At 67.0% G+C, this 26,923-nt stretch carries 20 protein-coding genes, 1 tRNA gene and 4 pseudogenes; 11 read left to right on the top strand and 14 right to left on the bottom strand.

The features are described 5' to 3' along the window. Positions 1-306 (bottom strand): annotated as a pseudogene (locus SM757_RS30425) (hypothetical protein); the annotation flags it as partial. Positions 307-635: 329 nt separating this feature from the next. Here SM757_RS30425 and SM757_RS30430 point away from each other — a divergent pair. Genes SM757_RS30430 through SM757_RS30440 form a run of 3 tightly spaced genes read left to right on the top strand, consistent with a single transcriptional unit; the run spans position 636 to position 3,587 of the window. Further along, positions 636-2,384, top strand: a complete 1,749-nt coding sequence (locus SM757_RS30430; protein ID WP_322468214.1) for a PQQ-dependent dehydrogenase, methanol/ethanol family — start codon at positions 636-638, stop codon at positions 2,382-2,384. A 4-nt stretch (positions 2,385-2,388) separates the two neighbouring features. After that, positions 2,389-3,156 (top strand): substrate-binding periplasmic protein, encoded by a 768-nt coding sequence (locus SM757_RS30435; RefSeq protein WP_322468215.1) that lies wholly within the window; start codon positions 2,389-2,391, stop codon positions 3,154-3,156. A 20-nt stretch (positions 3,157-3,176) separates the two neighbouring features. After that, the gene (locus SM757_RS30440) at positions 3,177-3,587 is read left to right on the top strand and encodes a c-type cytochrome (protein WP_322468216.1); all 411 of its coding nucleotides are present in this window, start codon (positions 3,177-3,179) and stop codon (positions 3,585-3,587) included. 51 nt (positions 3,588-3,638) lie between these two features. Here SM757_RS30440 and SM757_RS30445 read toward each other — a convergent pair whose 3' ends face one another. From SM757_RS30445 to SM757_RS30455, 3 genes are all read right to left on the bottom strand, one after another. Beyond that, positions 3,639-5,195: a sialidase family protein gene (locus tag SM757_RS30445; RefSeq protein WP_322468217.1), complete on the bottom strand. Its 1,557-nt coding sequence runs from the start codon at positions 5,193-5,195 to the stop codon at positions 3,639-3,641. 219 nt (positions 5,196-5,414) lie between these two features. Next, positions 5,415-5,499, bottom strand: a tRNA-Leu gene (locus SM757_RS30450). Positions 5,500-5,735: 236 nt separating this feature from the next. Next, positions 5,736-6,572: an NmrA family NAD(P)-binding protein gene (locus SM757_RS30455; RefSeq protein WP_322468218.1), complete on the bottom strand. Its 837-nt coding sequence runs from the start codon at positions 6,570-6,572 to the stop codon at positions 5,736-5,738. A 131-nt stretch (positions 6,573-6,703) separates the two neighbouring features. On the opposite strand from SM757_RS30455, the gene SM757_RS30460 reads away from it, so the two are divergent. Both SM757_RS30460 and katG read left to right on the top strand, forming a co-directional pair. Continuing rightward, on the top strand, positions 6,704-7,675 hold the full coding sequence (locus SM757_RS30460; protein WP_322468219.1) for an AraC family transcriptional regulator: 972 nt from the start codon (positions 6,704-6,706) through the stop codon (positions 7,673-7,675). A gap of 210 nt (positions 7,676-7,885) precedes the next feature. Beyond that, positions 7,886-10,099, top strand: coding sequence for a catalase/peroxidase HPI (gene katG, locus SM757_RS30465; RefSeq protein ID WP_322468220.1), 2,214 nt, complete (start codon positions 7,886-7,888; stop codon positions 10,097-10,099). 106 nt (positions 10,100-10,205) lie between these two features. Here the strand turns inward: katG and rquA are convergent, their stop codons facing one another. After that, positions 10,206-10,892, bottom strand: coding sequence for a rhodoquinone biosynthesis methyltransferase RquA (gene rquA, locus SM757_RS30470; protein WP_322468221.1), 687 nt, complete (start codon positions 10,890-10,892; stop codon positions 10,206-10,208). Between the two features lie 490 nt (positions 10,893-11,382). Between rquA and SM757_RS30475 the strand changes: the two genes are divergently transcribed. Next, entirely contained in the window at positions 11,383-11,580 is a 198-nt protein-coding gene (locus tag SM757_RS30475; RefSeq protein ID WP_322468222.1) for a hypothetical protein, read from the top strand. Here SM757_RS30475 and SM757_RS30480 read toward each other — a convergent pair. Then, positions 11,549-13,441, bottom strand: a complete 1,893-nt coding sequence (locus SM757_RS30480) for a sensor histidine kinase (protein ID WP_322468223.1) — start codon at positions 13,439-13,441, stop codon at positions 11,549-11,551. The two genes, SM757_RS30475 and SM757_RS30480, sit on opposite strands and share 32 nt — an antisense overlap. Before the next feature lie 352 nt (positions 13,442-13,793). Then, positions 13,794-14,058: pseudogene (locus SM757_RS30485) on the bottom strand (transposase); the annotation flags it as partial. A gap of 100 nt (positions 14,059-14,158) precedes the next feature. Here SM757_RS30485 and SM757_RS30490 point away from each other — a divergent pair. Continuing rightward, complete coding sequence (locus tag SM757_RS30490) at positions 14,159-14,893, top strand: ISL3 family transposase (RefSeq protein ID WP_322468224.1); 735 nt, start codon at positions 14,159-14,161, stop codon at positions 14,891-14,893. Here SM757_RS30490 and SM757_RS30495 read toward each other — a convergent pair. The 5 genes and pseudogenes from SM757_RS30495 to SM757_RS30515 all read right to left on the bottom strand — a co-directional run. Beyond that, positions 14,865-15,236 carry a hypothetical protein gene (locus SM757_RS30495; RefSeq protein ID WP_322468225.1) on the bottom strand — a complete coding sequence of 124 codons (372 nt, stop codon included), beginning with the start codon at positions 15,234-15,236 and terminating at the stop codon, positions 14,865-14,867. The two genes, SM757_RS30490 and SM757_RS30495, sit on opposite strands and share 29 nt — an antisense overlap. Continuing rightward, complete coding sequence (locus SM757_RS30500) at positions 15,236-15,556, bottom strand: hypothetical protein (RefSeq protein WP_322468226.1); 321 nt, start codon at positions 15,554-15,556, stop codon at positions 15,236-15,238. The genes SM757_RS30495 and SM757_RS30500 overlap by 1 nt, the downstream gene beginning before the upstream one ends. 1,343 nt (positions 15,557-16,899) lie before the next feature. Then, a pseudogene (locus tag SM757_RS30505) lies at positions 16,900-18,135 on the bottom strand (IS3 family transposase). A gap of 28 nt (positions 18,136-18,163) precedes the next feature. Then, entirely contained in the window at positions 18,164-18,373 is a 210-nt protein-coding gene (locus tag SM757_RS30510) for a LysR substrate-binding domain-containing protein (RefSeq protein ID WP_322468227.1), read from the bottom strand. A 170-nt stretch (positions 18,374-18,543) separates the two neighbouring features. Continuing rightward, positions 18,544-18,807: pseudogene (locus SM757_RS30515) on the bottom strand (LysR family transcriptional regulator); the annotation flags it as partial. Here SM757_RS30515 and SM757_RS30520 point away from each other — a divergent pair. Next, a complete protein-coding gene (locus SM757_RS30520) occupies positions 18,793-19,758 on the top strand; it encodes a DMT family transporter (protein WP_322468228.1) in 966 nt (321 codons plus the stop codon). The pseudogene SM757_RS30515 and the gene SM757_RS30520 overlap by 15 nt on opposite strands. Positions 19,759-20,252: 494 nt before the next feature. On the opposite strand, the gene SM757_RS30525 is transcribed toward SM757_RS30520, so the two are convergent. After that, complete coding sequence (locus SM757_RS30525) at positions 20,253-20,756, bottom strand: endonuclease V (RefSeq protein ID WP_322468229.1); 504 nt, start codon at positions 20,754-20,756, stop codon at positions 20,253-20,255. A 590-nt stretch (positions 20,757-21,346) separates the two neighbouring features. Here SM757_RS30525 and SM757_RS30530 point away from each other — a divergent pair. Further along, on the top strand, positions 21,347-21,544 hold the full coding sequence (locus SM757_RS30530) for a hypothetical protein (protein WP_322468230.1): 198 nt from the start codon (positions 21,347-21,349) through the stop codon (positions 21,542-21,544). 219 nt (positions 21,545-21,763) lie between these two features. Beyond that, the gene (locus SM757_RS30535) at positions 21,764-21,901 is read left to right on the top strand and encodes a hypothetical protein (RefSeq protein ID WP_322468231.1); all 138 of its coding nucleotides are present in this window, start codon (positions 21,764-21,766) and stop codon (positions 21,899-21,901) included. Positions 21,902-21,944: 43 nt separating this feature from the next. Here SM757_RS30535 and SM757_RS30540 read toward each other — a convergent pair whose 3' ends face one another. Then, complete coding sequence (locus tag SM757_RS30540; protein ID WP_322468232.1) at positions 21,945-25,481, bottom strand: cadherin-like domain-containing protein; 3,537 nt, start codon at positions 25,479-25,481, stop codon at positions 21,945-21,947. A gap of 1,067 nt (positions 25,482-26,548) precedes the next feature. Between SM757_RS30540 and SM757_RS30545 the strand changes: the two genes are divergently transcribed. Then, a partial coding sequence (locus SM757_RS30545) for a hypothetical protein (RefSeq protein ID WP_322468233.1) occupies positions 26,549-26,923 on the top strand: 375 nt, incomplete at its 3' end.

Below are 26,923 nucleotides of genomic sequence, written 5' to 3' on the forward strand. Positions count from 1 at the left end.
GGGATAGAGCTGCGGCAGGCGCTGGGCCAGTGCGTCCGGCGCCGCGACGGAGGCGCCGGAGGCCGGCGGCAACGCCGCCAGCGTGGCGAGGATGGCGTCGTGCTGCGCCGCGCGTTGGCTCAGCAGCTGGTGGGCGATGCGGGCGCCGTCCTGGAACTCGGCGCGGCGCGCGGCGATGTCCCAGCGCACCAGCGCGGCGCCGCCGGCCAGCAGCAGTGCCAGCCACAGCGGCAAGCCCATCGGCAGCCAGCGCGGCAGCCGCACCGGCGGCCTCGGGCGCAGGAAAGACAGGCGCGGGGCGGGCATGGGGGCGGATTCTGGCGGAGCCCGGCGGCGGCGGCCCGGCCGCGTCGCGTGGCTCGACAGGTGTCACCTGCCGCGTGTCGCTCGCTGCGACAGGTGTCGCAGCGCACGCCCCCGTTTGCAACCCACGCCACGAGTGGAGCAGCCACTGGCACGGAAGCTGCCAAGCCGCCTCGCCTTCCGCCCGCGTGGAGGCGGCACATCAAGATGATTGAGGAGACAACCATGACGAAGATGAGGCTTGCACCGCTTGCGGCGGTGCCCTATGGCAGCCCCGCGACGGTTGCGAACGTCGCCATCCACCGCAGCTTCTGACCCTACCGGGAGAGCCCATGGACACTGCAACCCTTCGCGCCGCACTGCGGCAAGCCCTGGCCTTCACCTGCGTGGCCGCATCGCTGCTCACCGGCCATGCCCAGGAAGCGGCCGAACCGCCGCTGGGCGTGGACGTGCTCGAAGCCGGCTTCAAGTGGCGTCCGAACTACGTGAGCGACGACATGCTGCGCCACGCCGACAAGGACGCCAACAACTGGCTGCACTATGGCAAGGACTACCAGAACACGCGCTTCAGCCAGCTCACGCAGATCAACGCGGACAACGTGCGCAAGCTGGTGCCCAAGTGGAACCTGTCCTTCGGCGTCAACGACGCGCAGGACAGCCAGACCACGGTGGTCAACGGCCGCGTCTACGTCACGGCCAGCCAGAACAAGGTGTTCGCGCTGGACGGCGCCTCCGGCCGCATGATCTGGAAATACGAGCGCTCGCTGCCCGGCGACCTGGGCCCGCGGCTGTGCTGCGAAGCCGTCAACCGCGGTGTGGCCGTCTTCAAGGACAAGGTCTACATGGCCACGCTGGACACCCATGTGGTGGCGCTCAACGCGACCAACGGCACGGTCGAGTGGGAAGCCAAGCTGGGCGACTACAAGAGCGGCGACATCTACACCTCGATGCCGCTGGTGGCCAAGGGGCTCATCGTCGTGGGCAACTCCGGCGGCGACGTGGGCGGCAACGTCGGCAAGATCACGGCGCTCGATCCCGACAGCGGCAAGGTCGTCTGGCAGACCTTCACGCGGCCCACCAGCGCGGCCGACCCGGCGGCCAAGACCTGGGCCAACGACTCCTGGCAAAGCGGCGGCGTCTCGGCCTGGCTGACCGGCACCTACGACGCGAAGTCCAACCTGATCCTGTGGGGCGCGGGCAACCCGACGCCGGACTTCGACCCCAGCGTGCGCAAGGGCGACAACCTCTACAGCAACTCCACGCTGGCGCTGGATGCCGATACCGGCAAGCTCCGCTTCCACTTCCAGTACACGCCCAACGACGCCTGGGACTACGACGGCAACAACGAGGTCATCCTGGTGGACGACCAGAAGGGGCGCAAGGTCTGGCTGCATGCCGACCGCAACGGCCACCTGTATTCGATAGACCGCACCAACGGCAAGTGCCAGTGGGTCGTGCCCATTGCGCGCGTCAACTGGGTCACGGGCTTCGCCGACAACTGCCGTCCCATCGTCAACCCCGAGAAGGTGCCGCGCTACGACCGCGTGGTCACCGACGTCGCGCCGGTGCTGGACGGCGGCAAGGAATGGCACCCCGCGGCCTACAGCCCGCTCACCCGCTACGTCTACGTGCCGTTCATAGACAGCTCCATGGACCTGCAGGCCAAGAAGCAGGAGTGGAAGCGCGGCGAGTGGTTCCTGTCGTCCAAGGTGCTGAAGGCCAACCCCTACACCGGCGGCGTGAAGGCGTTTGACGCCACCACCGGCGAGCTGGCCTGGACCCGGCCGCAAAGCACGCCGGCCACCAGCGGACTGCTGACCACGGCCGGGCGGCTGGTCTTCTCCGGCGATGCCGAGGGCTTCTTCTCCGCGATGCGGGACGACACCGGCGAGACGCTGTGGCGCTTCAACGTCGGCACCGGCATCCACGGCAACCCGACCACCTTCACCGCGGACGGCAAGCAGTACGTGGCCATCGTCTACGGCCCCGGCGGCGGCAGCATCTGGCCGCTGGTGTACGACGAGCTGTTCAAGCGGCAAAACCGCGGCGGCGGGATGATGGTGTTCGGCCTGCAGGAGTGAGGCCATGCATGCCCGCTTCGTATCCACGGTCCTTCTCGCGGTGGCGGCGGGCGGCGGCCCGGCGGCAGCGGCGGCCGAGCCGCCGCCCCTGGCCGCCTGCCTGGACAGCGACCACCCGCCGTTTTCCTCGGCCGCCACGCCTGATCGCGGCCTGGACGTCGATCTGGCGCGCGCGCTGGCGGACAAGCTGGGCCGGCCGCTGCAGCTGGCATGGGTGGACGTGCCGCGCCGCGGCGGGCTGCCCAAGGCCCTGCGGGAGAACTTCGACCAGGGCCGCTGCAACGTCTTCTTCAGCGTGCCCGCCGGCGGCGACCCGCCGGCCCCGCGCTGGCGGCCAAGCCGGCCCTACGCGGTGCTGAGCTACGTGTGGGCCGCGCCGCCGGGCCAGCCCGCGCCGAGCGACGCGGCGGCGCGCAAGGCCAGGTCCCTAGGCGCCGTGACGGCGACGCCGGCGGACCTGTACCTGCACGTGCAGGGGCTGCCGCGCTCGCCCTACCCCAACAACGCCGCGCTGCTCCAGGCGCTGGCGCGCGGCGACGTGCCGGCGGCGCTGGTGTGGTCCGCGGCGCTGGCCGACGCACAGCCGCGCCCGGCCAGCGACGGCCAGGGCCCAAGCGACGCGGCGCTGCGCACGCCGCTGACGCTGGTGAGCCCGGCGGCCGACACCGCGTTGGGCAACGCCCTCGATACCGCCCTGGCCGAGCTCGATGCCGACGGCACGCTGGCCCGCCTGGCGCAACGCCACGGCCTGCCGACGGCCGCCACGCATTGAACACCCTCATGAGACGCACCATGAAACCTGCCTGCCGGCGGCTGAGCCCGCCCCTGCTTGCCCTGCTGCTGTGTGCCCTCCCCCTGGCGGGAGGGGCGCAGGAACGCACCAACCCCTTGGCCGGCGACGCGCAGGCGGCACGGTCTGGAGAGGACTTGTTTGGACGCAACTGCCAGCAATGCCACAACTCGCGCGGCAAGGGCGGCAAGGGGCCGCAGCTCATACGCGGCGCCTGGGGCCCGGGCGGCGCCAACAGCGACGCCTTCATGTTCCAGACCATCGCCAACGGCCGCCCAAACACGCAGATGGGCGGCTTTGGCGGCTCGCTGAGCGAGACCGAGATCTGGCAGATCGTGACCTTCCTGCGCGCTGAAAGCCAGCGCGCCAAGGCGGCGGAGCGCCAGCGCGCGGACGACGTGCCGAACTGGTGAGCCCGGCGGCCGCGGCGCGCCGGGCCCGGGCGCCCTGGTTCTCTCAGGGCTTCAGGGCGCCTGGCGGACGAACATGATGCTCTGCCTGTCGTGGGCGTCCACGGACACGCCGCTGTTGTCCTGAGGGAACAGCACGGGCAGCCCCAGGTCGTTGCTGCGGGTGAAGGCGGCCACGAAGTCCGCGCCCGCGCTGGACAGCCCCATGTAGTCGCCGGGGAAGAAGCCGCGTGCGCCGGTGAGCACCATCTGGCGCAGGTCGAAGGAGCTGGGCGTGAGCCGCTTTTCGTCCAGGTAGTTGAGGCCGGCATCGAACAGCGACAGGTGCACGTCCGTGCTCAGCGGCGCGTCGCCGGCCACGTCGTTCCTGAAGTCGTAGAACAGCACGCCCACGGTGCCGTCGTCGTTGACCGCCACCGTGGGCAGGAAGGCCTGCACGCGGTTGTCGGCGCCCGGGTTGGCGCGCACGGGCCCGGACCAGGTCAGGCCCCCGTCGACGGAGCGGGCGATGGCGATGCCCGCCAGCCCCAGGCTGTTGAAGCGGCTGTCCTGCCAGGCCATGTACAGCGCGCCGGTGCGGCGGTTGACGGCCAGGCTGGGCAGGCCTTCGGCGTCGCGCACGGGGATGCCCAGCTCCACGTCCCGCGCCGTCACGTTGCCGAAGACGGACACGGGGATGTCCCTGCGCGACCAGTGCCGGCCCTGGTCCACCGAGCGCAACAGCACCTGCTCGTAGGCCGTGGCGCCGCTGCGCTGCTCCGTGACGATGCGAAAGAAGGCGCTCACCAGCGTGCCGTCAGGCAGCACGGCCATCTGCGCGCCCTGGCGGAACACCGCCAGGGCGGAGCGCGCCACCGAGCCCATGGTGGCGATGGGCGCGGGAGGCGACCAGGTTCGGCCGCCGTCCGTGGAGCGGGAGAAGACCAGCGAGGTCACGCCGGTGCGGAACACCGTCCACGCCGCGTAGACCCGGCGCGCGTCGTAGGGATCGGCCAGCAGGCTGTTCTTGTCGTGCGACACCGAGGCCTGCACGGCGTCCTGCGCCGGCTGGCGCACGATGACGGTGGGCGGCGACCAGCTCGCGCCCTGGTCGGTGGAGCGGGACACGAGCATGGCGTTTTCGTTGGACGAGCGGTCTATGGACAAGGCCATGAAGTAGGCCGTGCCGGTTGGGCCGAAGCTGATCCAGGGATCGGAGGCACGCTCGTAGTCGCCGCTGCTGCCCGGTTGCGCGCCGGCGCAGCGGGTGAAGGGAATGACCACGCGCGTCCAGCTCTGGCCGCCGTCCCTGCTGTAGGCGGCGCCCAGGCTTTGCGCGCCGCCCGTGCTCCAGCGGTCCTGGTGCCAGCCGGCGATGAGGTTGTTGCGGTCCAGGGGATTGACGGCCAGGTGCGGCTCGGACTCGCTGTTGCGGTAGAGCACGCCGGTCTGCGGCGCGCCATTGCAGCGGGTGACGGCGGCGGCGTCGTTGGGGTTGCCGCCGTCGGGGTTGGGGCTCAGGCCGCTGATGGGCACCACCGCTTGCGCCGCCGCGGCGCCCAGCTTCATCAGCGTGATGGCCAGGCCAGCGCGCACCACCGTCATGCGCAGACACCAAAGCTTGCGAGACATGGCAGGACTCCTTTGCGAGGCGTCCCGGCGCGGCGTGGCGGCCCAGGCTTGGCCGCCGCCCATCGGGTACGCAGGCGCAGTGCAATCCCGCAAACGCCTGGGCGCAACCCCCGTCTGAGGCAAGGGCCAGCGCGGCCAACGGTGCCCGTCGGGCTTGAAGCTTGAAAAGCCGACCGGACCCCGCGTCGCGCGCAAGCCCGGGTCGGCTTTCAAAGATGCTGGTGCGCCTGGCCGGACTCGAACCGGCACGGGTTTCCCCACTGCCCCCTCAAGACAGCGCGTCTACCAATTTCGCCACAGGCGCGTGGGCCGGCGGTGGGTGCCGGCGTTGATGGTCATGGACAGAGCCGCGAGGCAGGGGCGCTGCGGGCAGCGCGTTCGGCTCGATGACCAGGGCGCGCATCATAGCCGCCTGCCCCAGGCTGTTGAGGCCGCATCGGCCGGCATGACGGCGCGGTGCAGCCTCAAAGTTCCAAGGGTTGGGACGCCAGGCGCCGGCCGGCTGCGCGGGGGCGGCTGCCGCGGCGTGGATCTGCGGCTTCAGCCCAGCCAGGCCGCGCGGTAGTCGCTCGCGTACTGTTCGAAGCGCCCGGCGGGACGGCCCAGCACGTCGGCCACCGCCGTGGTGGTGCGCGCGGCGTAGCCGGCCTTGAAGTAGCCCAGGATGAGCACCATGAACTCGGCGTAGTCGCGCGGCAGGCCCGCGGCCAGCAGGCTGTCCAGCATCTGTTGCGGGGCGATGTCCTCGAAGCGGATGGCGCGGCCGGTCTCGCGCGAGAGGATGGCGGCGACCTCGTCGTGGTCCAGCGCCTCGGGGCCGGTGAGGTCCAGCTCCTGCCCGTCGAAGTCGCTGCGCTGCAGCAGCTCGGCCGCCACGGCGGCGATGTCGCGTGCGTCTATGAAGCTGCCCTTGGCCTGGCCCACCGGCAGCGCGATGCGACCCTGCTCCACGATGCCGTGCAGCCAGAAGCTGCTGAAGTTCTGCATGAACCAGTTGGGCCGTATCACGTTCCACGGCAGCCCGACCGCCTGCAGCCGGCGCTCGGCGCGGCGCATCGGCGTGGCCTCGTCGGCGTTGGCGCCCAGGGCCGTCATCAAGACCACCTTCTCCAGGCCGCGCGCCTGGGCCGCCTCTATCAACGGGACCAGCACTTCGTCCTGGCGGGCGAAGCCGGGCGGCGCCAGGAGGAAGGCGCGGTCGGCGCGCTCGAAGGCGGCTTCCAGGCCACTGCGCGTGGCCACGTTGAGCTGCACCTGGTCCGGCGCCGTCGGCGTGCGGCTGGTGGCCGCCAGGACTTCGTGGCCGCGGGCCTGCAGCAGCCGCTTGAGCTCGCCGCCCACGGTGCCGCTGGCGCCGACGATGAGGATGCGGGACATGGAAACACTCCGTTTGCGTTGATGGTGCGTTCACGATAGCGGCACAGCATTGAACGCTGAATGGCCAAAAATACGTTTTGCATGTCCATGCGTACACTTTGCCGAATCCTCACTCAAATCCGTTGACCGCGATGGACCTGCTTTCCGATCTCCTGCGCCAAGCCGGGCTGCGGCGGCGGCTGTTGAACCTGCGGCGGCTGTCGCCCGCCACGGCGCTGCGTTTTCCCTGTGACCGCAGCATCGGCCTGCACGTGGTGCGGCAGGGGCAGGTGTACGTGCACGCGCCGGCGCTGGACGAGCCGCTGGCGCTGCAGGCCGGCGACATCGCCGTGATGGCGCGCGGCTGCACGCACATCGTCTCCACGCTGCCCATGCTGGATGCGGCCTCGGTGGAACCCATCGAATGCAATGCCGAGGACATGGACGGCGGCGTGGCGGCGCCCATGTCGGCGCCGCCCTCGCCCGGCGCCACCACCGTGATCAGCGGCGCCTGGCAGCTCTGGAACCCGCCTGTGCACCCGTTCTTTGCGCAGATGCCGGCGTGGTTCGTGTTGCGCGGCGAGGCGTCGCAGCGCTTTGACGCCTTGTCGCTGGGCCTGGGCCTGCTTGAAGAGGAGTTGCAAAAGCGCGGCTTGGGCGCCGACACGGTGGTGCACGCGCTGCTGGACGTGGTGTTCACCTACGCGCTGCGCCGCATGGTGCAGGAGCGCGGCGCAGCTGAAACCGGCTGGAGCCAGGCCGTGCACGACCCGCACGTGGGCCGGGCGCTGGCGCTGCTGCACGCCGACAGCGCGCAGCCGTGGACGCTGCAGGCCCTGGCGCAGCGCTGCGGGGTGTCGCGCACCACGCTGGCCGAGCGCTTTCGCGACGCCATGGGCGACACGCCGCTGAACTACCTGCGCACGCTGCGCATGCAGCAGGCCATGCGGCTGCTCACCGAGACCGAGCAGCACCTGGAGCACATCGCGCTGGCCGTGGGCTACCAGGACGCATTCAGCTTCTCCAAGGTCTTCAAGCGCACGGTGGGCGTGGCGCCGCGGGATTTTCGGCGCCGCGACGCGCAGGAGCAGGACCATCCCTGGCGCTTCCGGGCCGCGACATGAGGCGGCGGCCCTGAGCGGCGTTGTGCCGAGACGGGAGCGCTGAATGCCACCGCGCCGCCGCGGCCCTTCATCGGCGCCCCCTATCGCCGCGATAAAAACGGCGAGCTTCACCGGGAGCGGCGCCACTTCTATGCTGGCTCTCCCATCAACAAGCCATGGGACGCCAGGCCGCGCCGCGTCCCTGAACATGGCCTCAAGGAGAACCGACGCATGAACGACCTGTCGCAATGCCCCGTCGCGCATGACGCCAAGCCCCGGCAAAGGCGCAGCAACGCGCAGTGGTGGCCCGACCGCTTGCCGCTGGAGTTGTTGCACCAGCACTCGGCGCTGTCCGACCCGATGGTGGAGGACTTCGACTACAAGCAGGAATTCTTCAGCCTCGATCTTGACGCCGTCATCGCCGACCTGCACGCGCTGATGACGGACTCGCAGGACTGGTGGCCCGCGGACTATGGCCACTATGGCCCGCTGTTCATCCGCATGGCCTGGCACTCGGCCGGCACCTACCGCATCTTCGACGGCCGCGGCGGCGCGCGCTCCGGCGAGCAGCGCTTTGCGCCGCTCAACAGTTGGCCCGACAACGGCAACCTGGACAAGGCGCGCCGGCTGCTGTGGCCCATCAAGCAGAAGTACGGCAAGAAGCTGTCGTGGGCCGATTTGATGATCCTGGCGGGCAACGTTGCGCTGGAATCCATGGGCTTCAAGACCTTCGGCTTCGGCGGCGGGCGCGAGGACATCTGGGAGCCGCAGCCCATCGACTGGGGGCCCGAATCGACCTGGCTGGGCGACGAGCGCTACAGCGGCGATCGCGAGCTCGCGCGCCCGCTGGCGGCGGTGCAGATGGGCCTGATCTACGTGAACCCCGAAGGGCCCAACGGCAAGCCGGACCCGGCGGCCTCGGCACGCGACATCCGCGACACCTTCGGCCGCATGGCGATGGATGACTACGAAACCGTCGCCCTGGTGGCCGGCGGCCACACCTTCGGCAAGTGCCACGGCGCGGGCCCCGCGAGCCACGTGGGCGCCGACCCCGAGGGCGCCAACATCGAGGAGCTGGGCCTGGGTTGGAAGAGCGCCTACGAGTCCGGCGTGGGAGCGCATGCCATCACCAGCGGCCTCGAAGGCGCCTGGACGCCCACGCCCACCACCTGGGACATGAGCTACTTCGAGACGCTGTTCGGCTTCGAGTGGGAGCTCACCCAGAGCCCGGCCGGCGCGCACCAGTGGAAGCCCACGGGCGACGCCGGCCGCAACGTGCCGGACGCGCACATTCCCGGCAAGCTGCACCAGCCCATGATGAGCACCGCCGACATGGCGCTGCGCGTGGACCCGGCCTACGAGAAGATCAGCCGCCATTTCATGGCCAACCCGCAGGAGTTCGCCGACGCCTTCGCCCGCGCCTGGTTCAAGCTCACGCACCGCGACATGGGACCCAAGGTGCGCTACCTCGGCCCGCTGGTGCCGCAGGAAGACCTGCTGTGGCAGGACCCGATTGCGCCGGTGGACCACCCGCTCGTGGACGCGGCCGACGTTCGCGCGCTCAAGGCGCGGCTGCTGGACGCGGGGCCGAGCAGGCGGCAACTGGTGAAGGCGGCGTGGGCCTCGGCCTCGACCTTCCGCGGCAGCGACCTGCGCGGCGGCGCCAACGGCGCGCGGCTGCGCCTGGCACCGCAAAGGGATTGGGAGGCCAACGAGCCGGCGGAGCTGGCGCAGGTGCTTTCCACACTGGAATCGATCCAGCAGGCATTCAACGGTGCGCAGGCCGGGGGCAAGAAGGTGTCGCTGGCCGACCTCATCGTGCTGGGCGGCTGCGCCGCGGTGGAAGCCGCCGCGCGGGAAGCCGGCCACGACGTCGAGGTGCCCTTCACGCCCGGCCGCATGGATGCCTCGCTGGAGCAGACCGACGTCAGCTCCTTCGAGGTGCTGGAGCCCGGTGCCGATGGCTTTCGCAACTACGCGCGCACCGGCAACGAGGCGCACGTGGCCAACGCGCTCATAGACAAGGCCAACCTGCTGATGCTCACGGCGCCGGAGATGACGGTGCTCGTGGGCGGGCTGCGCGCGCTGGACGCCAACACCGGCCACACGCCGCACGGCGTGTTCACGCAGCGCCCCGGCGTGCTCACGCCTGATTTCTTCCGCAACCTGCTGGACATGCGCACGGCGTGGAAGAAGTCGGACGCCGAGCCCAACGTGTTCGAGGGCAGCGACCGCAAGACGGGCCAGAGGCGCTGGACGGCCACCATGGCGGACCTGGTCTTCGGCTCCAACGCGCAGTTGCGCGCGCTGGCGGAGGTGTATGCGGCGGCCGACGGCGAGGCGCAGTTCGTCAGCGACTTCGTGGCCGCGTGGGACAAGGTGATGAACCTGGACCGTTTCGACCTGCGCGGCGGCAACGGCGACAGCGCGCTGAGCGGGCGCTGAGCAAACGTTGAGCGGCATCGCTCATTCGCAGGAAAGCCCGGCCTGGTCCGGGCTTTCTTCCTTCCAGCGCATGAGCCCCAGGCAACCTTGGCGTCTGGGCGGGCCGCTAAACCGTGGCGCGCGTGCCGACGACCTTCTGGTACAGGCCGCCAAAGTAGGTGTCCTCGCGCCATGAAAAGCCGGCGCCCTGCGCTGCCATGGCGGCGATGCGCGCCTCCAGCAGGCTGGGGGCATAGGGCTCCAGGCGCCGCCAGACCAGGCGCATGAGCGGGCCCAGCGGATGGCCGCGGCGCGGGCGGTGGTAGTCGACGAACACGATCTTCCCGCCCGGCTTCACCGCCCCGAGCAGGTTGTCGACGATGCGAGCGCGCACCGCGGGTGGCACCTCGTGGAGCAGGAAGAAGCAGCACACCGCGTCAAAGGCCTGCGCAAAGGGCTCCGCGAGGTCGCCGACGAATGCGCGGGCGTTGGGATGTTGCGCAAGCTTGCCGTTGGTGCGCGCAACCTGGATGGGTGCGACGTCCACCACCGTCAGCGCCCCGAGCGGGCCGATGCGTCGGGCCAGCCGCGGCGAGAAGTCGCCATAGACGGCCGCCGCCTGCAGCACCTGTGTGCCGGGCGCAAATTCCTGCACCGCCGCATCCATCAGCCGCGCGGCGTTGCCCCACAGGATGGCATCGACGATCCAGGGCCGGTCCAGCCACGGGACCGAGCGCTCGTCCAGGTAAGCCCACGAGTAGGTTTCGAGCAAGTAGGCCGGCAGTGCCGGTGCGGTGGATTTCTGTTCGGACATCGAGGCGGGACAGCGCAGGACGCAATGTCTCCATCATGCCCACCGGCCGCCGGCTCCCGTTTGTCGAACCGCAGCAGTCAGGTCCAGCGCCGCCCTGGAATCGTGCGAAGCGACGTGGAAACAACACAAGGCATCGGCCAACGCATTGCCTGAATCGTCGAGCTGCTGGAGACTTGCAAATATGTTATTGAGCCGGCATCAACGAACTTGAGAGGCCGATCCGCTCCCATGAGACGCACCACCGCCACGGTCTTGAGCAAGGTGCTGCGCGGCGAATCCCCAACACTTCAAGCTGGCGCAGCTGATCCTCTACAAGGCGGGCTTCGATGTGCTGCAGGCCACGGACGGCGAACAAGGCATGAGCTTGGCACGCGAGCAGCGAGCCGACCATCAATGTGCTTCGTGGCAATCAAGAACATCGAGCAGTAGGCAGTAGGTACCTTGACTTCCGTGGATACCCGCCCCGAACACAGAGCAGACGGGCAACAGGATGAAGAAGAATCAAAGCTACACGGCGGAGTTCCGTGCGGAGGCGGTGAAGCTGGTCACCGAACAGAAGCTCAGCCACCAGGAGATGCACCTGGATCCGATCGGGCTCGGGCTCGGGCTCGAATCGTTGGGCGACAACGTCGCGATCTACAGCAACGCGGAACCGGTCACGCCTTGCGAAACGGCAACGCTACAGTGAAGGTGGTCCCCTGCTCCGGCTGGCTCTCCATGGACAACGTCCCGTTCATTAACTGCACCAGGCGCCTGACGATGGACAAGCCCAGGCCGGTGCCACCAAAGCGCCGCGTGGTCGAATCATCGGCCTGCGTGAACTTCTCAAAGATCCGCTGTTGCTGTCCCGGCGCAATGCCTATGCCCGTGTCCACCACTTCGATGGCCAGCCAGAGCTCGTCCGCCTCTTGAGCCTGCACGCGTGCGCGCAATGCCACGCTGCCGGCTTCGGTGAACTTCACGGCGTTGGACAGCAGGTTCAACAAAATTTGCCGCCATCGCAGTGGATCGCCCATCAGTTGCATGGATGTTGGGATTTCAATGTCAGCCCGCAAGGCCAAGCCCTTGACGTCGGCCTGCGGCCTGACCATCGCAAGCACAGTGGACAGCTGCTGCACGGGATCGAACTCAACGGCTTGTAGCTCCAGCTTGCCAGCCTCGATGCGCGAAAGATCCAGCACATCGTCCACCAGCGCCAGCAGCTGCTCGCCGGCATCGCGGATATGGCCAATGAACTGCCGCACGTCCTTGTCGAGGTCGCGCATGAGCAGCAACTGGCTCAAGCCGATAACGGCGTTCAGCGGTGTCCTGATTTCGTGGCTCATGTTGGCCAGGAAGGCGCTCTTGGCCCGCGTGGCGGCCTCGGCCTCTTCTGCCCGCTGGCGCAGCTCTTGCTGCATCTGCGCCGTCTGCAGCTCGCGCGCCTTGCGTTCGCTGTTGTCCACCAGGGTGGCACGTATGGATGCCGTGGCCGCCTCTACGCCAGGTGCAGCGACCATGCTCAGCAGCATGGGAGCGGTGCTGCCGTCTTCAAGCAACAGGTCAAGTTCCCGGTCCGTGGCCCTGCCCTTTTGCATGACCGCGGCGAGGCAATCGTCAAATGACTGACGGCTGGCCTCGCAAAGAAACATGCGGAAGTCGTGCCCGACAAAGCCCTGGCGGTCCAGGTCCAGCATGTCCAGCAAGGTCCGGTTGGCTTCCAGAACCGCACCGTCCGCGGCCAGCGAAACGTAGCCGCAGGGCGCCTTGTCGTAGAGATCGGCAATGATGCGGGCCCGCCGGACCAGCGCCGCGTTGGCCACGGACAGCTCGGCCGAGCGCTGCGCCACGAGGTCCTGCTGGGCGTACAACTGCCCGGTCAGCGTGTCGATGTTCTCGGCCATGTGGTGCGCATGGATCATGGCCAGGAAACACACCGAGCACACCACTGCCAGCACCGCTCCCGGCACCAGTGCGAATAGCTGCGCCAGAGAGACGGTCGGTGCCAGAAATTGCTCGACACCGGCCACGAAGCCCAGTACCGCCCGCGCGGCAAAGGCAGCGGACAGTAGTCCATAGGTCACCATCGCGGTCAACATGGCATTGGAGCGCCGCTTTCTCACGCTCTGCAGCAGCAGCCAAGCCGTCATGCCGAGCATGGCTGAGAAGGCCAGGGAGATGGTGAAGAATGCAACCGGCTGCGGCGAGCCCATGTGGAACGAGAGCAGCACACCGCTCATTCCAAAAGCCCACAGACCCAGGGTCCAGCCGCGGCGCGGGTCCTTACCTAACAAGCGGGCGTGAGCTTCATGCCCCCAATGAGGCAGGCCAAAAACCAGCGCGTTGGCCAGCACGAAAGTGAACAAAAGAGGGGCTTGTCCGCGAAAGAAGTACAGCGTGAACGCCGCGCCAAGCGACCCCATCGCCTTGCTCCAGGCCACGAGAGCGGCCCGCTGTCCCGGCATGGCGCGCGCGAAGCTCACGAACAACACGGCCATTAGGAAACCGACAACCGCCAGCGAAAACAACAGCGTGTGCGGATCGAGCACGCGGGAATTGATGGGGGCCAACTACAAATCTCCTGTCCCGCACCAACTTTCCCGTTGATGCCACTCAAATACTCAGCGACGCTGCTGACAATAACCTTGAGTTTCTTGCATCAGACGCACTCAATTGAGTCTGTTTCTTGTGTTTTTCGCTCATGGCGTGAAGTTCAGCTGACCCGGTAGTCGCCGGTATGCGTCAACAAAACTGACCGCTCGTCATCTCGACTGACGCTCGGACACCGACAGCACAAGATCGGTCTGCCTGTCCACCGCAGCTTTAGACGCACGCAGTCCTATCTCCTGCCGCGCGTTATGTCCCGAAATACTGCCGTGAATATCGCGACGGAACCGCTGCACCGTGGCTCCGTCCATTTTCTCAGGAGTCGAAAACATAGGAGACATCCGGCGCACGGAAAACGACCGGATGAGGCGGCGATTCTTCTGCATCTCGCGCAATCGCTCGTCGATGCGAATCTCCAGCTTCTCACCGGCTCGCAGCGGTTGCGTGCGACACCGGTGCGTTTGACATGGCTCCAGACCAGTTCGTCGGGATTGAGATCGGGTGCGTAGCTCGGCAACACGTGCAGAGTCAGCTTGCCTTGAGCCGAAGCGACGTACTCGCGCACGCTTGCCATCTTGTGTGTTGAGGTCGACCGAAACGTGGCTCTTTCTCAATCTCTGTGACGGGGGTCGGGTGGTCCACATGATTGAGCCCTTTGGGCTTGAGAACGCAAGCACACCATGGTCGTCATCCCCGGGCTGTCCTCGTTGCTGGAGGCTGTCGGCAAGCACGTCAGTTCCTGGGACGACAGCGGTAGCCGCCTGGTGGTGGACGCTGGCAGCCTCGTTCAGTCGGCAGTCTGCCCCCGCTGCATCTGCAGCAGTTCTCGTCTGCACGGCCGCTACCGGCGATGGGCCGCCGACTGCCCATCCTTCGGTCAGGCCGTGACGCTCGCAGTCGAGGTGCGGCGGTTCAAGTGCGTCAACCCCGGCTGCACACGGCGGACCTTCACCGAGCGGATCGAGACGCTGGTGGCGGCCGGCCAGCGACGCACGCAGCGGTTGGTTGAGGCAGTCCGCTCACTGGGCTACGCCCTCGGCGGCGAGGCGGCCGCCCGGCTGGCGGCACGTCTGGGCATGCGCATCAGCGGCCCGGCGGTGCTGCGTGACCTGCGCCGCGCTGGATGTCCGCCACCGGCGACGATCCCCGTCGTCATTGGCATTGATGACTGGGCACCGGCGCGTGGGCACCGCTACGGCACGATCGTCGTCGACCTGGAGAAGCGCCGTCTAATCGAGCTGCTGGCCGAGCGCGACGCCGCCACCGTCGTGGCCTGGTTGAAGGAACAACCTGCTGTGGAGGTTATTGCCCGTGACCGAGCCAGTGCTTACGCCGATGCAGCGCGTACCGCCCCCCGACGCCCAGCAGGTGGCCGACCGTCGGCACCTACTGGCCAACCTGCGCGACGCCTTTGAGCGGCTGCTGCTGCGCTGCCCGGGCAAGCTGAAGGAAGCAGCCCGGCAAGCGAGTGAGACGCTGCAGCTTGAGGCCATCCTGGCCGAGGCGCCCACCGAGCCCGCCGCCGTCGGTCCGACCGAACCACCGCTCAAGGCTGGGCAGCGCCAGAGCAGAGCACGCCCGGAATGCCGGCCGGCCCGTTACGAAGAGGCGGTGCGCCGCCATAAAACCCGTGAATCGATCAGAGCGATTGGCTTGGCGATGAACCTCGACCGTCGCACCGTGCGGAGCTTCGTGCACGCCGATGCGTTCTCCGAGCGGGCGCAGCGTACTCGCACTGCCAGTCTGCTCGACGCCCATCAGCAGTACATGGCCACACGCGCTGCGGTGGCTCGCGCAATCCCCCGCGCTTTCCAGACCTGCAACACCCGCTCGCAATGCTCCCGGCGCAGGTTCGCAACCTTGCCAACCGAATACCCCATGCGCCAGAGATCGCGAAACACAGACAACACGAGATCAGTGCGCCTGTCCACCGTGGCCTTGGACGCACGCCAGCCTAATTCCAGCCGCGCGTTATGCCCGGCAATACCCGCGTGAATGTCGCGACGGAACCGCTGCGCCGTGGCGTCGTCCATTTCGCGCCCACCAGCGCCCTTTTCCTCGCGAACCTTTTGCGTCATCAACTTCGCTCCCACGTCCTTCGCGTTTCACGTTCCACAAGCGACCCTGTAGTTGCGCCGTGCCAGCCCAGGGTCGTGGAGGCTGGCACGGATTGCGCGATGCGCTCGCGCGGGCGTGGCCGAAGGTGTTCTTACAAAACGTGAGCCCGCAGCGTGTAGCTGCTCGCTTGCGCGAAACATGGCCGAGTCAGGGGCGGCCATGTTGGGAGGGGCAGAGATCTAGCGGCAAGGGTCAAGGCGTCGTCGGCTCGTGTGCCTATGCCATCGCAACAAGCTGTTCCAGCTCGTGCGTCCCCGGCGGCGTCTCCGTGTGTGATGCGTCGTGCAGACGGGTGCCAACCCGCCCTTCTCCTGCCGCCCCGTCATGCGGGTGCGGTGGCTGCCGCCTGTGGAGTACACGCGCGAAATTTCGGCCGTCAGTTCTTGCCTGAAAGTTGGGCGCTAATGCTGAAACCGAACCTATGTGCTTGACGCTGCTTGCTTTTCCCCTGACTCTGTGTCGTTTTGATCACTGAATCCTGGGGATGCAAAGAGCGTCTCGCGGCAAGTTGTCTACCGGCGCGGCCGCTGTGAGCGACCGAGAAAGCGCTGAATGCGCCTGTTGGCGTTGCGACGCACCAGGTTGAACTGGAGGTGTCAGAGCCCCCGCGGGCGCTCCGAAGTCGGGCTCTCGCCCCAGCGGCCGAGCCTTGCGCTCGGCCGGCTGCGCCGGTGCGCAGTATCTACATGTAGCGGCTGAGCCGCTTTTGCTGATATCAGTCCGTCAGCTCGGACACGCGAAGAACGTGCGCGCACGATAGATGCGATGCACAACTGCTGTCAAGACTGCACGCGAGATACAAGTTGCATGAGCATCCCTGGCAGAATGTGGCCGATGTTGGCCGCTCACAATGCTCGCCTTGACGCTATCGCCAGGGGCTGCTTGGACGCTCGGGATGTGGCCAAACTTGGCCATCAATGGCCTTTTCAGGCCAGCGCACTGCTGTAGGACGGGATTGCAATGACGCACCTACGTGGATGCGGCCATTGCTGGCCATTTCTGTCCATATACGCCCATGGCGCCGTAGCGGGCGTTGCGGCATGACACGCGTAGGCCGCGAACGGCCAAATTCGGCCACAGGAGGCCAGACCTATGACTCGCCCGCTTCGCTGGTGTCGATACAGAAGCCCCGCTTCGGCTACCGGCGGCCAATTTCGGGCTCGGCAGGATGCCGAACGGGGGTACTTCCGTCCTCGGATCGATGCTTGCGATATGGCGCGCAAAGCCGCGAACATCCGTCAGCCGCAATGCCCAGGACGCATGCCGACCTTGCCCCTGTTTCCCGTAGTTCTTAGCCCTCGTTCTATGCGGCGCTCTTGTGCTGTGCCGCATGCCAGCGTTGCTCGTACTGCATAGGGCTCAGATAGCCCAGCGAGGAATGCAGCCGGCGATAGTTGTAGAAAGTCATCCAGGCAACGACTTCGTCCATTGCCTGGCGCAGCGTCGCGAACTTGCGCCCGTGCAGTCTGCCGACCTTGAGGTGCCCCCACAAGCTTTCCGTCGGGGCATTGTCCCAACAGTTTCCCTTGCGGCTCATGGACGAGCGCATGCCGTAGCCTCGCAGGACCCGTTGGAACTCGTGGCTGCAGTACTGGCTGCCCCTGTCGGAGTGGAACACCAGTCCGACCTCGGGCTGGCGTCGGAACCACGCCATACGCAGTGCAGCCGTCACAAGACTGGTCTGCATGTGCGGCTTCATGCTCCAACCAACCACTTGGCGGCTGTGCAGATCCAGCACGGCGGCCAGGTACAGCCATCCCTCGTCCGTCGGGATGCAGGTGATGTCGCTGCTCCAAACCTGGTTGGGAGCTGCAGGGTTGAAGTCGCGCTGTAGCAGGTCCGGCGCCACCGGCAGGTTGTGCCGGCTGTCGGTGGTGGCGACGTACTTGCGCTTGCCGCGTGCCCTGATGCCGTGCTGGCTCATGAGGCGGCGCACGCGTTCCTTGCCCACGCGGTGCCCGCGCACCAGCAATTCTTTCCACATCCGCGGCCAGCCGTACTCCTGGCGGACCTCGGCATGGATGGCGCGCATGTGCACCAGCAACACCTCATCGCTGAGCCTGCCCAACCCCGGCCGGCTGGGCTTGCGCGCGTCGCGCCGGCGCCGATGCTCCAAGTACCCGCTGACGCTCACGCGCAGCACCTCGCAGGCCAGCGACAGCGGCCATTGCTGGCCCTGACGCTCGATCCAGGCGTACTTCACTCCCGCGTTGACGCGCGCCGCAGTGTAGGCCGGTGTTTCTGCTCAGCAGGGGCACGGCATACCGTGTGGGCGGTTTTCCAGGATGTCGCGCTCCATCTTCACGCGCGCGAGTTCGGCGCGCAGCCGGGCAATCTCCATCTGCTCGGGTGTCACAACCTTGTCCCCAGCGCCTTGCAGCGTCCCCCTGGCGGCCTCACGCACTCACTTGCTCAGCGTCGCCTTGGGTACCCCCAAAACCTTCGCCGTCACGCCCACCGACTGCCCGTCATTGACCAGCCTGACGGCCTCCAGCTTGAACTCCAGTGTGTACCTGGCGCGCGTCTGCTTTTCTCTCATCCAGTAGCTCCTTGCTTTGATTGGACCATCACGCAAGAACTACGTTTTCGAGGGCAAGGTCAAGCTTGGCCTGGTCGCACAGCGCGTAGGCGCAATCCAGTTCGCCGCGGCGCACGGCCTGCAGCGTACGCATCGACACCGCCTGGTGCAGTTGCAGCGCCACCTGCGGGTGCTGCTCGGCCAGGCGCACGAACACGTCGCCCAGCCGCAGCGACACCGGATCGCTGACCGTGCCCATGCGCACCGTGCCCCGGGCTCACCCGCGGATCTGCGCCGCAGCCGCCTGCATTGCCTGGGCCGCGGCAATCGTGCGCCGCGCCTCGACCAGCAGCCGCTTGCCAGCAGCCGCTTGCCAGCAGCCGTGAGTGTCATCCCGCGCGGCACGCGGTCAAAGAGCCGCACGCCCAGTTCGTCCTCCAGCGACTTGAGCTGCGCACTCACCGCCGGCGGGCTCGTGAAGACCACTTGCGCCGCCCGCGTGAGGTTGCCCTCAGTAGCCACAGCTACGAAGGTCTTGAGTTGGTAGAGCTCCATGGCGCCATTGTCGGCAGCGCGACCAGCCAGCGTGCGTGTTGATTTTCCAAACGCAACGCTCTGCCGAAACGAATGGACCGTGCCCGGCAGCGTGCGGAGACTGTGGAGCACTTTCCACTCGCAATGGATGTGCGCCATGGTTCCTCTTCCCGCCCCGCTGGCCTGCCTGGCGCTGGTGTGCTGGTGTTTGCCACCACTGCCTGGGGCAGCCTCTTTCTCGTTGGCAAGCACGTCATCGGCGTGCTCGACCCGGTCTGGTTCACCGTCGTGCGCTACGCCCTGGCCACGGCGCTGCTGTTGGCCCTGGTGCAGTGCTTCGGCCAGTCGCCCTGGGCCAAGCTGCGGTCGAACCTGGCGCGTCTGACGCTGCTGGGCCTGGCCGGTTACGGCGCCTTCAGCATCCTGGTGTTCGTGGGCCTGCGGCTGTCGGCACCTTCGCACGGGTCCGTGCTGATGGCCACCATGCCCTTCACGACGCTGAGCCTGCGTTGGCTACTCGATGGCATCCGTCCCTCCCCACGGGCTGTGTTCAGCGCGGCGCTGGCGCTGGCCGGCGTGGCGACGGTGGCACAGCTGCTGGCCGGGAGCACCAGCGCTACCGCCACCTCGCAACTGGGAGACCTGATCACGCTGGCCGGCACGTTGGGCTGGGTCTTCTACACCCGTGGCGCCGCCTCGTTGCCTGACCACAGCCCCCTCGAGTACACCGCGCTCACGGCCGCTGCAGCGCTGCCATGGCTTGCGGCAGGCGCGGTGCTGGCCACGGTGTGCGGGCTGGTTGCGCTACCTTCCACAGAGGTGTTGAGGGAACTCGCGCCGCAACTGCTATACGTCGCCATCGTGCCCACGGTGGCCGCGGCACTCGCGTTCAATCTGGGCGTGCGCCGCCTCGGCGCCTCTGTCGGCACGCTGTTTCTCAACGTCGTGCCCGTGTCCGTGATCGCCGTGCGTGCCGCGCTCGGGGCACCGCCTCAAGCCAGCGAGCTCATGGGCGCGGGCTTGGTCGCCATGGCCCTGGCGCTCCATGCGTGGCCGGCCCGCAGCGCGCCGGTGCCGGGTTTCGTGAGAACCCGCTGTCCCGGCGTCTAGGCTCACCAAGCCGTGCACGGCAGGCAGCGCGATCAACCGCCCTGCCGTATGCAGCATGCAACGGCCTCGGCTAGCACCCGCTCCTTCACCGAACCACTGCAGCCTGCGGCCGGATCGGCCAGGTGCTGTTCCTGCGACCAACCTTCGGGCCGCCCGGCCTCTCACCACACTCTCGCAGCGGCGGCCAGCGCCAGCATCTGTGGCAAGGCATCGCAGGCGCGCCTTCACTGGCCTGGGATGCCGGGTCACTGGATAACCGGGGCCGCGCTGGAGCAGGACCGAGCGCGAACTGAAGCATCATCCCCACAGGACTGGGTCTTTGCATGAGCGCCATCCTCCCAACGAGTTCGGCGAGGCCAATGTTCCGCGCGCGGCACCGATCCGCGCAGCAGGCGCTCAGCCTTTGCAACTCGTCGGCACCCGGTAAGCAGCGTCCACGCCCTTCGTGCTGGCTCCCCTCAGATCGCAGCGCGCCGTCGACACAGATCAATAGCCTATGGCGAACTCTCACGCGCGATTCGCGCCGCCAGTTTCAGCAATGTCGGGATGCGTCGCTTGCCATGCATGGCGCGAACCCTGGTCTTGGCAGCGCCGATATCGACGCCGACGCTGGTCACGATGACCGGCCTCGCCTCTTCTTCCCGGAACACCTCGAACTGCGCCGGCATCCCGGGCATCGACCTCGTCGAGACGCCGATGATGGCGAGCCGACCACCAAGAGCCTCATACAGCTTGAGACCCAGCCCCGGTGTTTCTGACGCGTCGAGGTGGACCGGTGCGTCCATCAGGATGACGTCGGGTCGCAGCGCATGCTCCTGCAGCAGCAGCATCAAACACGGCAACGCGCGAAGATCCAGTTCTGCACGCAATGGTTTATCTATATGGGCGACGCGGGACGTGAAAGTCCGGGAAGCTTCGGGCGCATCCCATTCATCGAAGGCAACGCCAGCAGCAACGACCCCATCCCCGTGAAAGTGAACACAAACGGCCAGTTTCATAAAGTTCCGTGTGCAAACCGGTCCATGGTTTACCAACCTCCAAGTTGTTCATTGACGCCGCGCAGAGGTAGACGGCCATGCGTACATACCAACGCGGAGTGCGCGGTCAGTCTTTTGTAGCACCATCGACGCGGCGCCTGAAGGTGCCGACGACCACAGGCTCGCAAGCTGTGCCTCCTTGCTGCTGCACCAATACCGTCCATTGGAGTTCCATGGCGGCTTCCGGCGTCGAGATGTTGGGCACCGCAGCCTACTCTGTCGGTGGCCAGACTTCCCCACTTTCTTTCCACTCCCAGTAACCGTGGGCCACAACACCAGGTGGCCGCGCCGGTGGACGCGGTGCTGGCCCACGCCAACGAGGTGCCCACCGGCGAAACCTTGCCTGGCCCGGCCATGGACCGGGTGGACGAGATCGGCCTGCTCATGCGCGCGGTCAACCAGGCCGTGCTCAACCTGGGCGCGCTGGTGGACGACGTGGCCGTGCAGGTGCACGCCATGGCCTCGGCCACCGGGCAGATCGCCAGCGGCAGCCAGGACTTGAGCGGCCGCACCAAGCAGGCTGCCTCCATCTGCAGCAGACGGCCGCGGCCATGGAGCAGATCGCCCAAACCGTGCAGAACAACGCCAGCACGTCCGTGGAAGTGCGCAAGCATGCCGAAGGCGCGACCGAGGCTGCCACCGAGGGCGGCCAGGCCATACAGCGCCTGGTGGCGCAGATGGACGGCATACAGCGCCTCGGCACGCGCATCGCCGACATCGCCGGGCTCATAGACAGCATCGCCTTCTAGACCAACATCCTGGCCCTGAACGCCGCGGTGGAAACGGCGCGCGAGGTCAAGACGCTCATCGAGGAATCCACCCGCGACATGGACCTGTGCGGCCGCAGCGCCCGCCAGGCCGGCCAGACCATTGAGCGCATCGTTTAGCAGGTGCGCCAGGTGTCGCAGCTCGTGTCGGACATCACCGATGCCTCCGAGCAGCAGGGCTGCGGCGTGTAGCAGGTGCACGTGGCCATCTCGCAGCTCGACGGCGCCACGCAGCAAAACGCCGCCCTGGTGGAGCAGAGCACGGCCGCCGCGGGCGCGCTCAACGTGCAGGCCGCGCGCCTAGCCGAGGCCGTGGGCATCTTCAAGGACTCGCGCTGATGCGCCTGGGCGGCGGGCAGGCGCCGCCGCCCGCCGCATGGCGTCAAAGCACGAAGTCCACCTTGTTCAACGTGATCTGGCCCGTGAGCTGCAGTTGCAGCTCGGCGGTGTTCACGTCGCCGTCGGTGTCGAGCTGCACCACGGTCCGGTTGGCGGCGCTGTCCTGGAACCAGGTTACGCCATGGGCCAGCAGGGTTTCGGTGTTGCCGCCCCAGGCGAAGGCGTCGTTGCCCAGGCTGCCCTGGGGGATGGCGTCGATGGCGGAGAAGTCGATCACGTCGCCCTCGCCGGACTTGAAGTCCGTGATCGTGTCGCCGGTGTCGCGCGTGTCGAGGTAGACGAACTTGTCCAGGCCGTTGCCGCCGGTGAGGAGGTCCGCGCCGAAGCCGCCGACGATGGAGTCGTCCTGCCCGTCGCCGGTGATGGTGTCGTTGCCGGAGCCGCCGAAGAGCCGGTCGATACCGTTGCCGCCGGCGAGGATGTCGTTGCCGGGGCCGCCGTAGATGACGTCCGCGCCCGCGCCGCCGTCGAGATTGTCGTTGCCGGCGTAACCGTATATGGTGTCGTTGCTGTTGCTGTTGCCGTTGACGTTGATGGTGTCGTTGCCGGCGGTGCCCACGTAGACGTTGGTGCCGGCGCTGCCCGTAACGGTGTCGGAGCTGTCGCCGGTGCCGGTGTAGACCGCGGGTGTTTCCGTGGTGCCGTTGATGGTGATGGCCACCTGCTGCGTGTCGCTGCCGCCGTGGCCGTCGTTGGCGTTGATGGTGTAGGTGAGCGTGAGCGACTGGCCGGCGGCGAGGTAGTTGAATGCCTGAGAGCCGGAGTTGAAGGTCCACGCGAGGTTGCTGGTGTTGGTGCTATCAGCGGCCAGGCCGCTGCCCGGGGACACGCTGAACATGCTCAGCAGCTGGTTGGTGTTCTGGCCCAGCCCGGCCGTGGTTCCGGAGGTGGTGACGCCGGTGACGGTAGAGGCGACGGTGTCGGCGGTGTCCACGTCGTTGATGCTCAGGGTGCCGCTGGTGCTGAGCCCGGCGTCGGTTTCCTTGAGCGTTTTGCTCGCGCTGTCCAGGCCGGTGAGGCGGATGTCCGGCGCATCGTTGACGGCGGCGATGTTGAAGCTTTGGGCGGCGGCGGCGCTGCCGCCGTGGCCGTCCGTGACGCTGTAGCTCAACTGGACGGTGCCGTTGTAATTGGCCGCAGGCGAGAAAGTCCAGCTGCCGTCGCCGTTGTTGGCCAGCGTGCCGTTGGTGGCGGTGAGGTTGGCGACGGCGAGCGTGTCGCCGTCCACGTCGCTGAAGCCTTGGAGCAGGCTCGTGGCGCTGATGGTGTAGGCGTTGTCCTCGGTACCGGCGGCCAGCGCGGCGGAGGCGCTGCCGGTGGGCGCGTCGTTGACGGCGGCAAGGCTGAAACTTTGAGTGGCGGCGGCGCTGCCGCCGTGGCCGTCCGTGACGCTGTAGCTCAACTGGACGGTGCCGTTGTAATTGGCCGCAGGCGAGAAAGTCCAGCTGCCGTTGCCGTTGTTGGCCAGCGTGCCGTTGGTGGCAGTGAGGTTGGCGACGGCGAGCGTGTCGCCGTCCACGTCGGTGAAGCCTTGGAGCAGGCTCGTGGCGGTGATGGTGTAGGCGTTGTCCTCGGTACCGGCGGCCAGCACGGCGGAGGCGCTGCCGGTGGGCGCGTCGTTGACGGCGGCGACGTTGAGGCTTTGGGTGGCGGCGACGGTGCCGCCGTGGCCATCCACGACGTCATAGGCCAGGGCGACCGTGCCGTTGAAGTTGGCGCTGGGGGCAAAAGACCAGGTGCCGTCGCCGTTGTCGGCCAGCGTGCCATTGGTGGCGGTGAGGTTGGCGACGGAAAGGTCGTCGCCATCGACGTCGCTGAAGCCTTGGAGGAGGTCGGCGGCCTTGATGGTGTAGCCGTTGTCCTCGGTACCGGCGGCCAGCGCGGCGGAGGCGCTGCCAGTGGGTGCGTCGTTGACGGCGGCGACGTTGAAGCTCTGGGTGGCTGCGACGGTGCCGCCGTGGCTGTCGGCGACGTCATAGGCCAGGGCGACCGTGCCGTTGAAGTTGGCGCTGGGGGCGAAGGACCAAGTGCCGTCGCCGTTGTCGGTCAACGTGCCGTTGCTGGCGGTGAGGTTGGCGACGGCGAGTGTGTCGCCATCCACGTCGCTGAAGCCTTGGAGGAGGTCGGCGGCCTTGATGGTGTAGCCGGTGTCTTCGGTGCCGGCGGCCAGCACGGCGGAGGCGCTGCCGGTGGGCGCGTCGTTGACGGCGGCAAGGCTGAAACTTTGGGTGGCCCCGACGGTGCCGCCGTGGCCATCCACGACGTCATAGGCCAAGGCGACCGTGCCGTTGAAGTTGGCGCTGGGGGCAAAGGACCAGGTGCCGTCGCCGTTGTCGGTCAGCGTGCCGTTGGTGGCGGTAAGGTTGGCGACGGAAAGCGTGTCGCCGTCCACGTCGCTGAAGCCTTGGAGGAGGTCGGCGGCCTTGATGGTGTAGCCGGTGTCCTCGGTGCCAGCGGCCAACGCGGCGGCGGCGCTGCCGGTGGGCGCGTCGTTGACGGCGGCGACGTTGAGGCTTTGGGTGGCGGCGACGGTGCCGCCGTGGCCATCCACGACGTCATAGGCCAGGGCGACCGTGCCGTTGAAGTTGGCGCTAGGGGCAAAGGACCAGGTGCCGTCGCCGTTGTCGGTCAGCGTGCCATTGGTGGCGGTGAGGTTGGCGATGGAAAGGTCGTCGCCGTCGACGTCGCTGAAGCCTTGGAGGAGGTCGGCGGCCTTGATGGTGTAGCCGGTGTCCTCGGTGCCGGCGGCCAGCGTGGCGGAGGCGCTGCCGGTGGGCGCGTCGTTGATGGCGGCGACGTTGAAGCTCTGGGTGGCGGCGATGCTGCCACCGTGACCGTCCACGACGTCATAGCTCAGGCTGACGGGGCCGTTGTAGTTGGCATACGGCGTGAAAGTCCACGTGCCGTTGCCGTTGTTGGTGAGCGTGCCGTGGGCCGCGGTGAGGTTGGCGACAGAGAGGGTGTCGTGGTCCGCGTCAGTGAAGCCTTGCAGCAGGTCGGCGGCCTTGATGGTGTAGCCGGTGTCTTCGGTGCCTTGGACCATGATCGCCTGGGCTACCGTGGCGGATCGCTCGGGGCCGTCGTTGCTGCCGGTGACGTTCACGCTGACCTTGGCCCAGCTCAGCGTACCGTTGGCCAGGCGGATGGAGTAGACGAAGGAGTCGGTGACCGTTTCGCCGCTCTTGAGGCCATTGATGGAGTCGGTACCTTTCGAATCCAAAGCATGTTTGAGGTTGATTTCCACCTTGCCATTGCAAATGCGCATTTCATTGCCGTTAGCGGTGGTTTCCCAGCCGGTGGTGATATTGCTGGCCAATAAATCGTTCAGGAGATTGCCGCTGCCGTCGTCTATGGAAAAAAGCGTTTTGGCCTGCCCGCCCAAGTCGTTGGCCATCACGTCCAGGCTGATAGTCGTATCGCCACGCATTTGGCCCGACGCCAGGAGCTGGTCTTCGGTATAGGCGAAGGCGTCGTCCTTGGCCTGCGGCGTATTGGAAAACGAAGTGGTGTTCAGAGCCATGAGAATATCCTCCCCAAAACAGGATGACAGGTGAATGGCGGGCCTTCCCACGAGGCACCGTACGGTTTTCAAATGGTCTTGCGCACGGACGTGGCGGCGGGGCGGACTTTCGAAAGAAAGGCTGCCCGCCGCTTGGGTTCAAGCTGAACTGGCTTATTGGTTTGTTTATTGGGTGCTATGCTTTTTTTCTTGGCGTGGACATGGGTTCTCCCTCTGATTAGCGCCAGGTTGCCGTTAGGTAATATTGGAGTTTTTGCGGCGATGGTCTCGATTCGCCACGAGCGCCAGCCTTGAATGCCGCATGTGATCAAAATTCTGGCTTTTCGCTTGTATTGAAATCACTGTGCTGTCTTGTGTGGAACAGGTTATTACGAAAATGACTGAATCACGCGAATCTGGGATGCATACCACCTGCGCGCAGGTGGCAGGTGGGGGAAATATGGGGAAGTGCTCTCCGCCCCGTCATCAAGGGGCATTTTGAGAAACCCAAAAGAAAAATGGCGTGCACCGCACGCCCTTTTGTCTGAGGCCGCGCACTGGGAGACGGGGTTGTTGTACTTTTCGGAGAAATTGGTGCGCTACGGTCAGATTTCTCCTTTGTAGACAAGCACTTGGAGATGCCAGTGCCTCGCCGTCCTGGTGTGGCTCGCAAGCTATTGATTAATATGGCTTTTGGGTGCTGAAGCACACCATTTTTCCCGAGAAGTACAACAACCCTGTCTTGGACACCTCAAAAACGTCATGTACGGCCTAAGGCCCTGCGCTCCTGATCTCGCCGTGAACATTGAGCGCGAATCGGGGCGGTCCGTGACTCGGCGCGATTTGCGAACGGACTGGCACCGCTTCTGGGCGGAACTGATGGAGGCCACGGTGGCGGCACCAGCCCCTATGCCATCTGCCGGTGTGGATTCCGCAGCACAGACAGCCCTGCAGCCTTGCCAGGAATCGCAGAGGCGGTAGCGTGGCCAGCATCCTGCGGCCCAACGGCTTTGCGCTTGCCTTTGAAGACGCGTGCCCCTTTCAGACCAGGCCACGGCCGCCGCCCCAGCAAGCAATCAAGGACGCTGATGAACGTCACCACCGTCATGCTCTTCGACGAACAGCGCGACACGATGATTGCCGCTGCCACGAACGCCCGGGAACAGGCTGTGGCATGCGCGGCGAGCCTGCACCTTGTGCCGGCATTGGCCGCCAGTTACCGCGGCCGTGCCGCCGCGTTGGGCAACGCCCTGGCGGCGCCGGATGTCAACGCGCGAGCCGGCAACCTCGCTATGGAACTCGGAGAGTTGCAGGAGCGGCACGCTGGGCTGCAGCGCCAACTTGAGGCGGAGAAGGCCCGCAGCGACGAGCTGGCGGCCGCCCTGCGCAACGCCTTGGAGCGGCTGGGCCCGGCTTCAAGCCTAGCCGCGGGCGGAGTGGTACGCGCGCTCACCTCGGACACC

Source organism: Azohydromonas lata (genome assembly GCF_034427735.1).
In the GTDB taxonomy this organism is placed as follows: domain Bacteria; phylum Pseudomonadota; class Gammaproteobacteria; order Burkholderiales; family Burkholderiaceae_C; genus Azohydromonas; species Azohydromonas lata.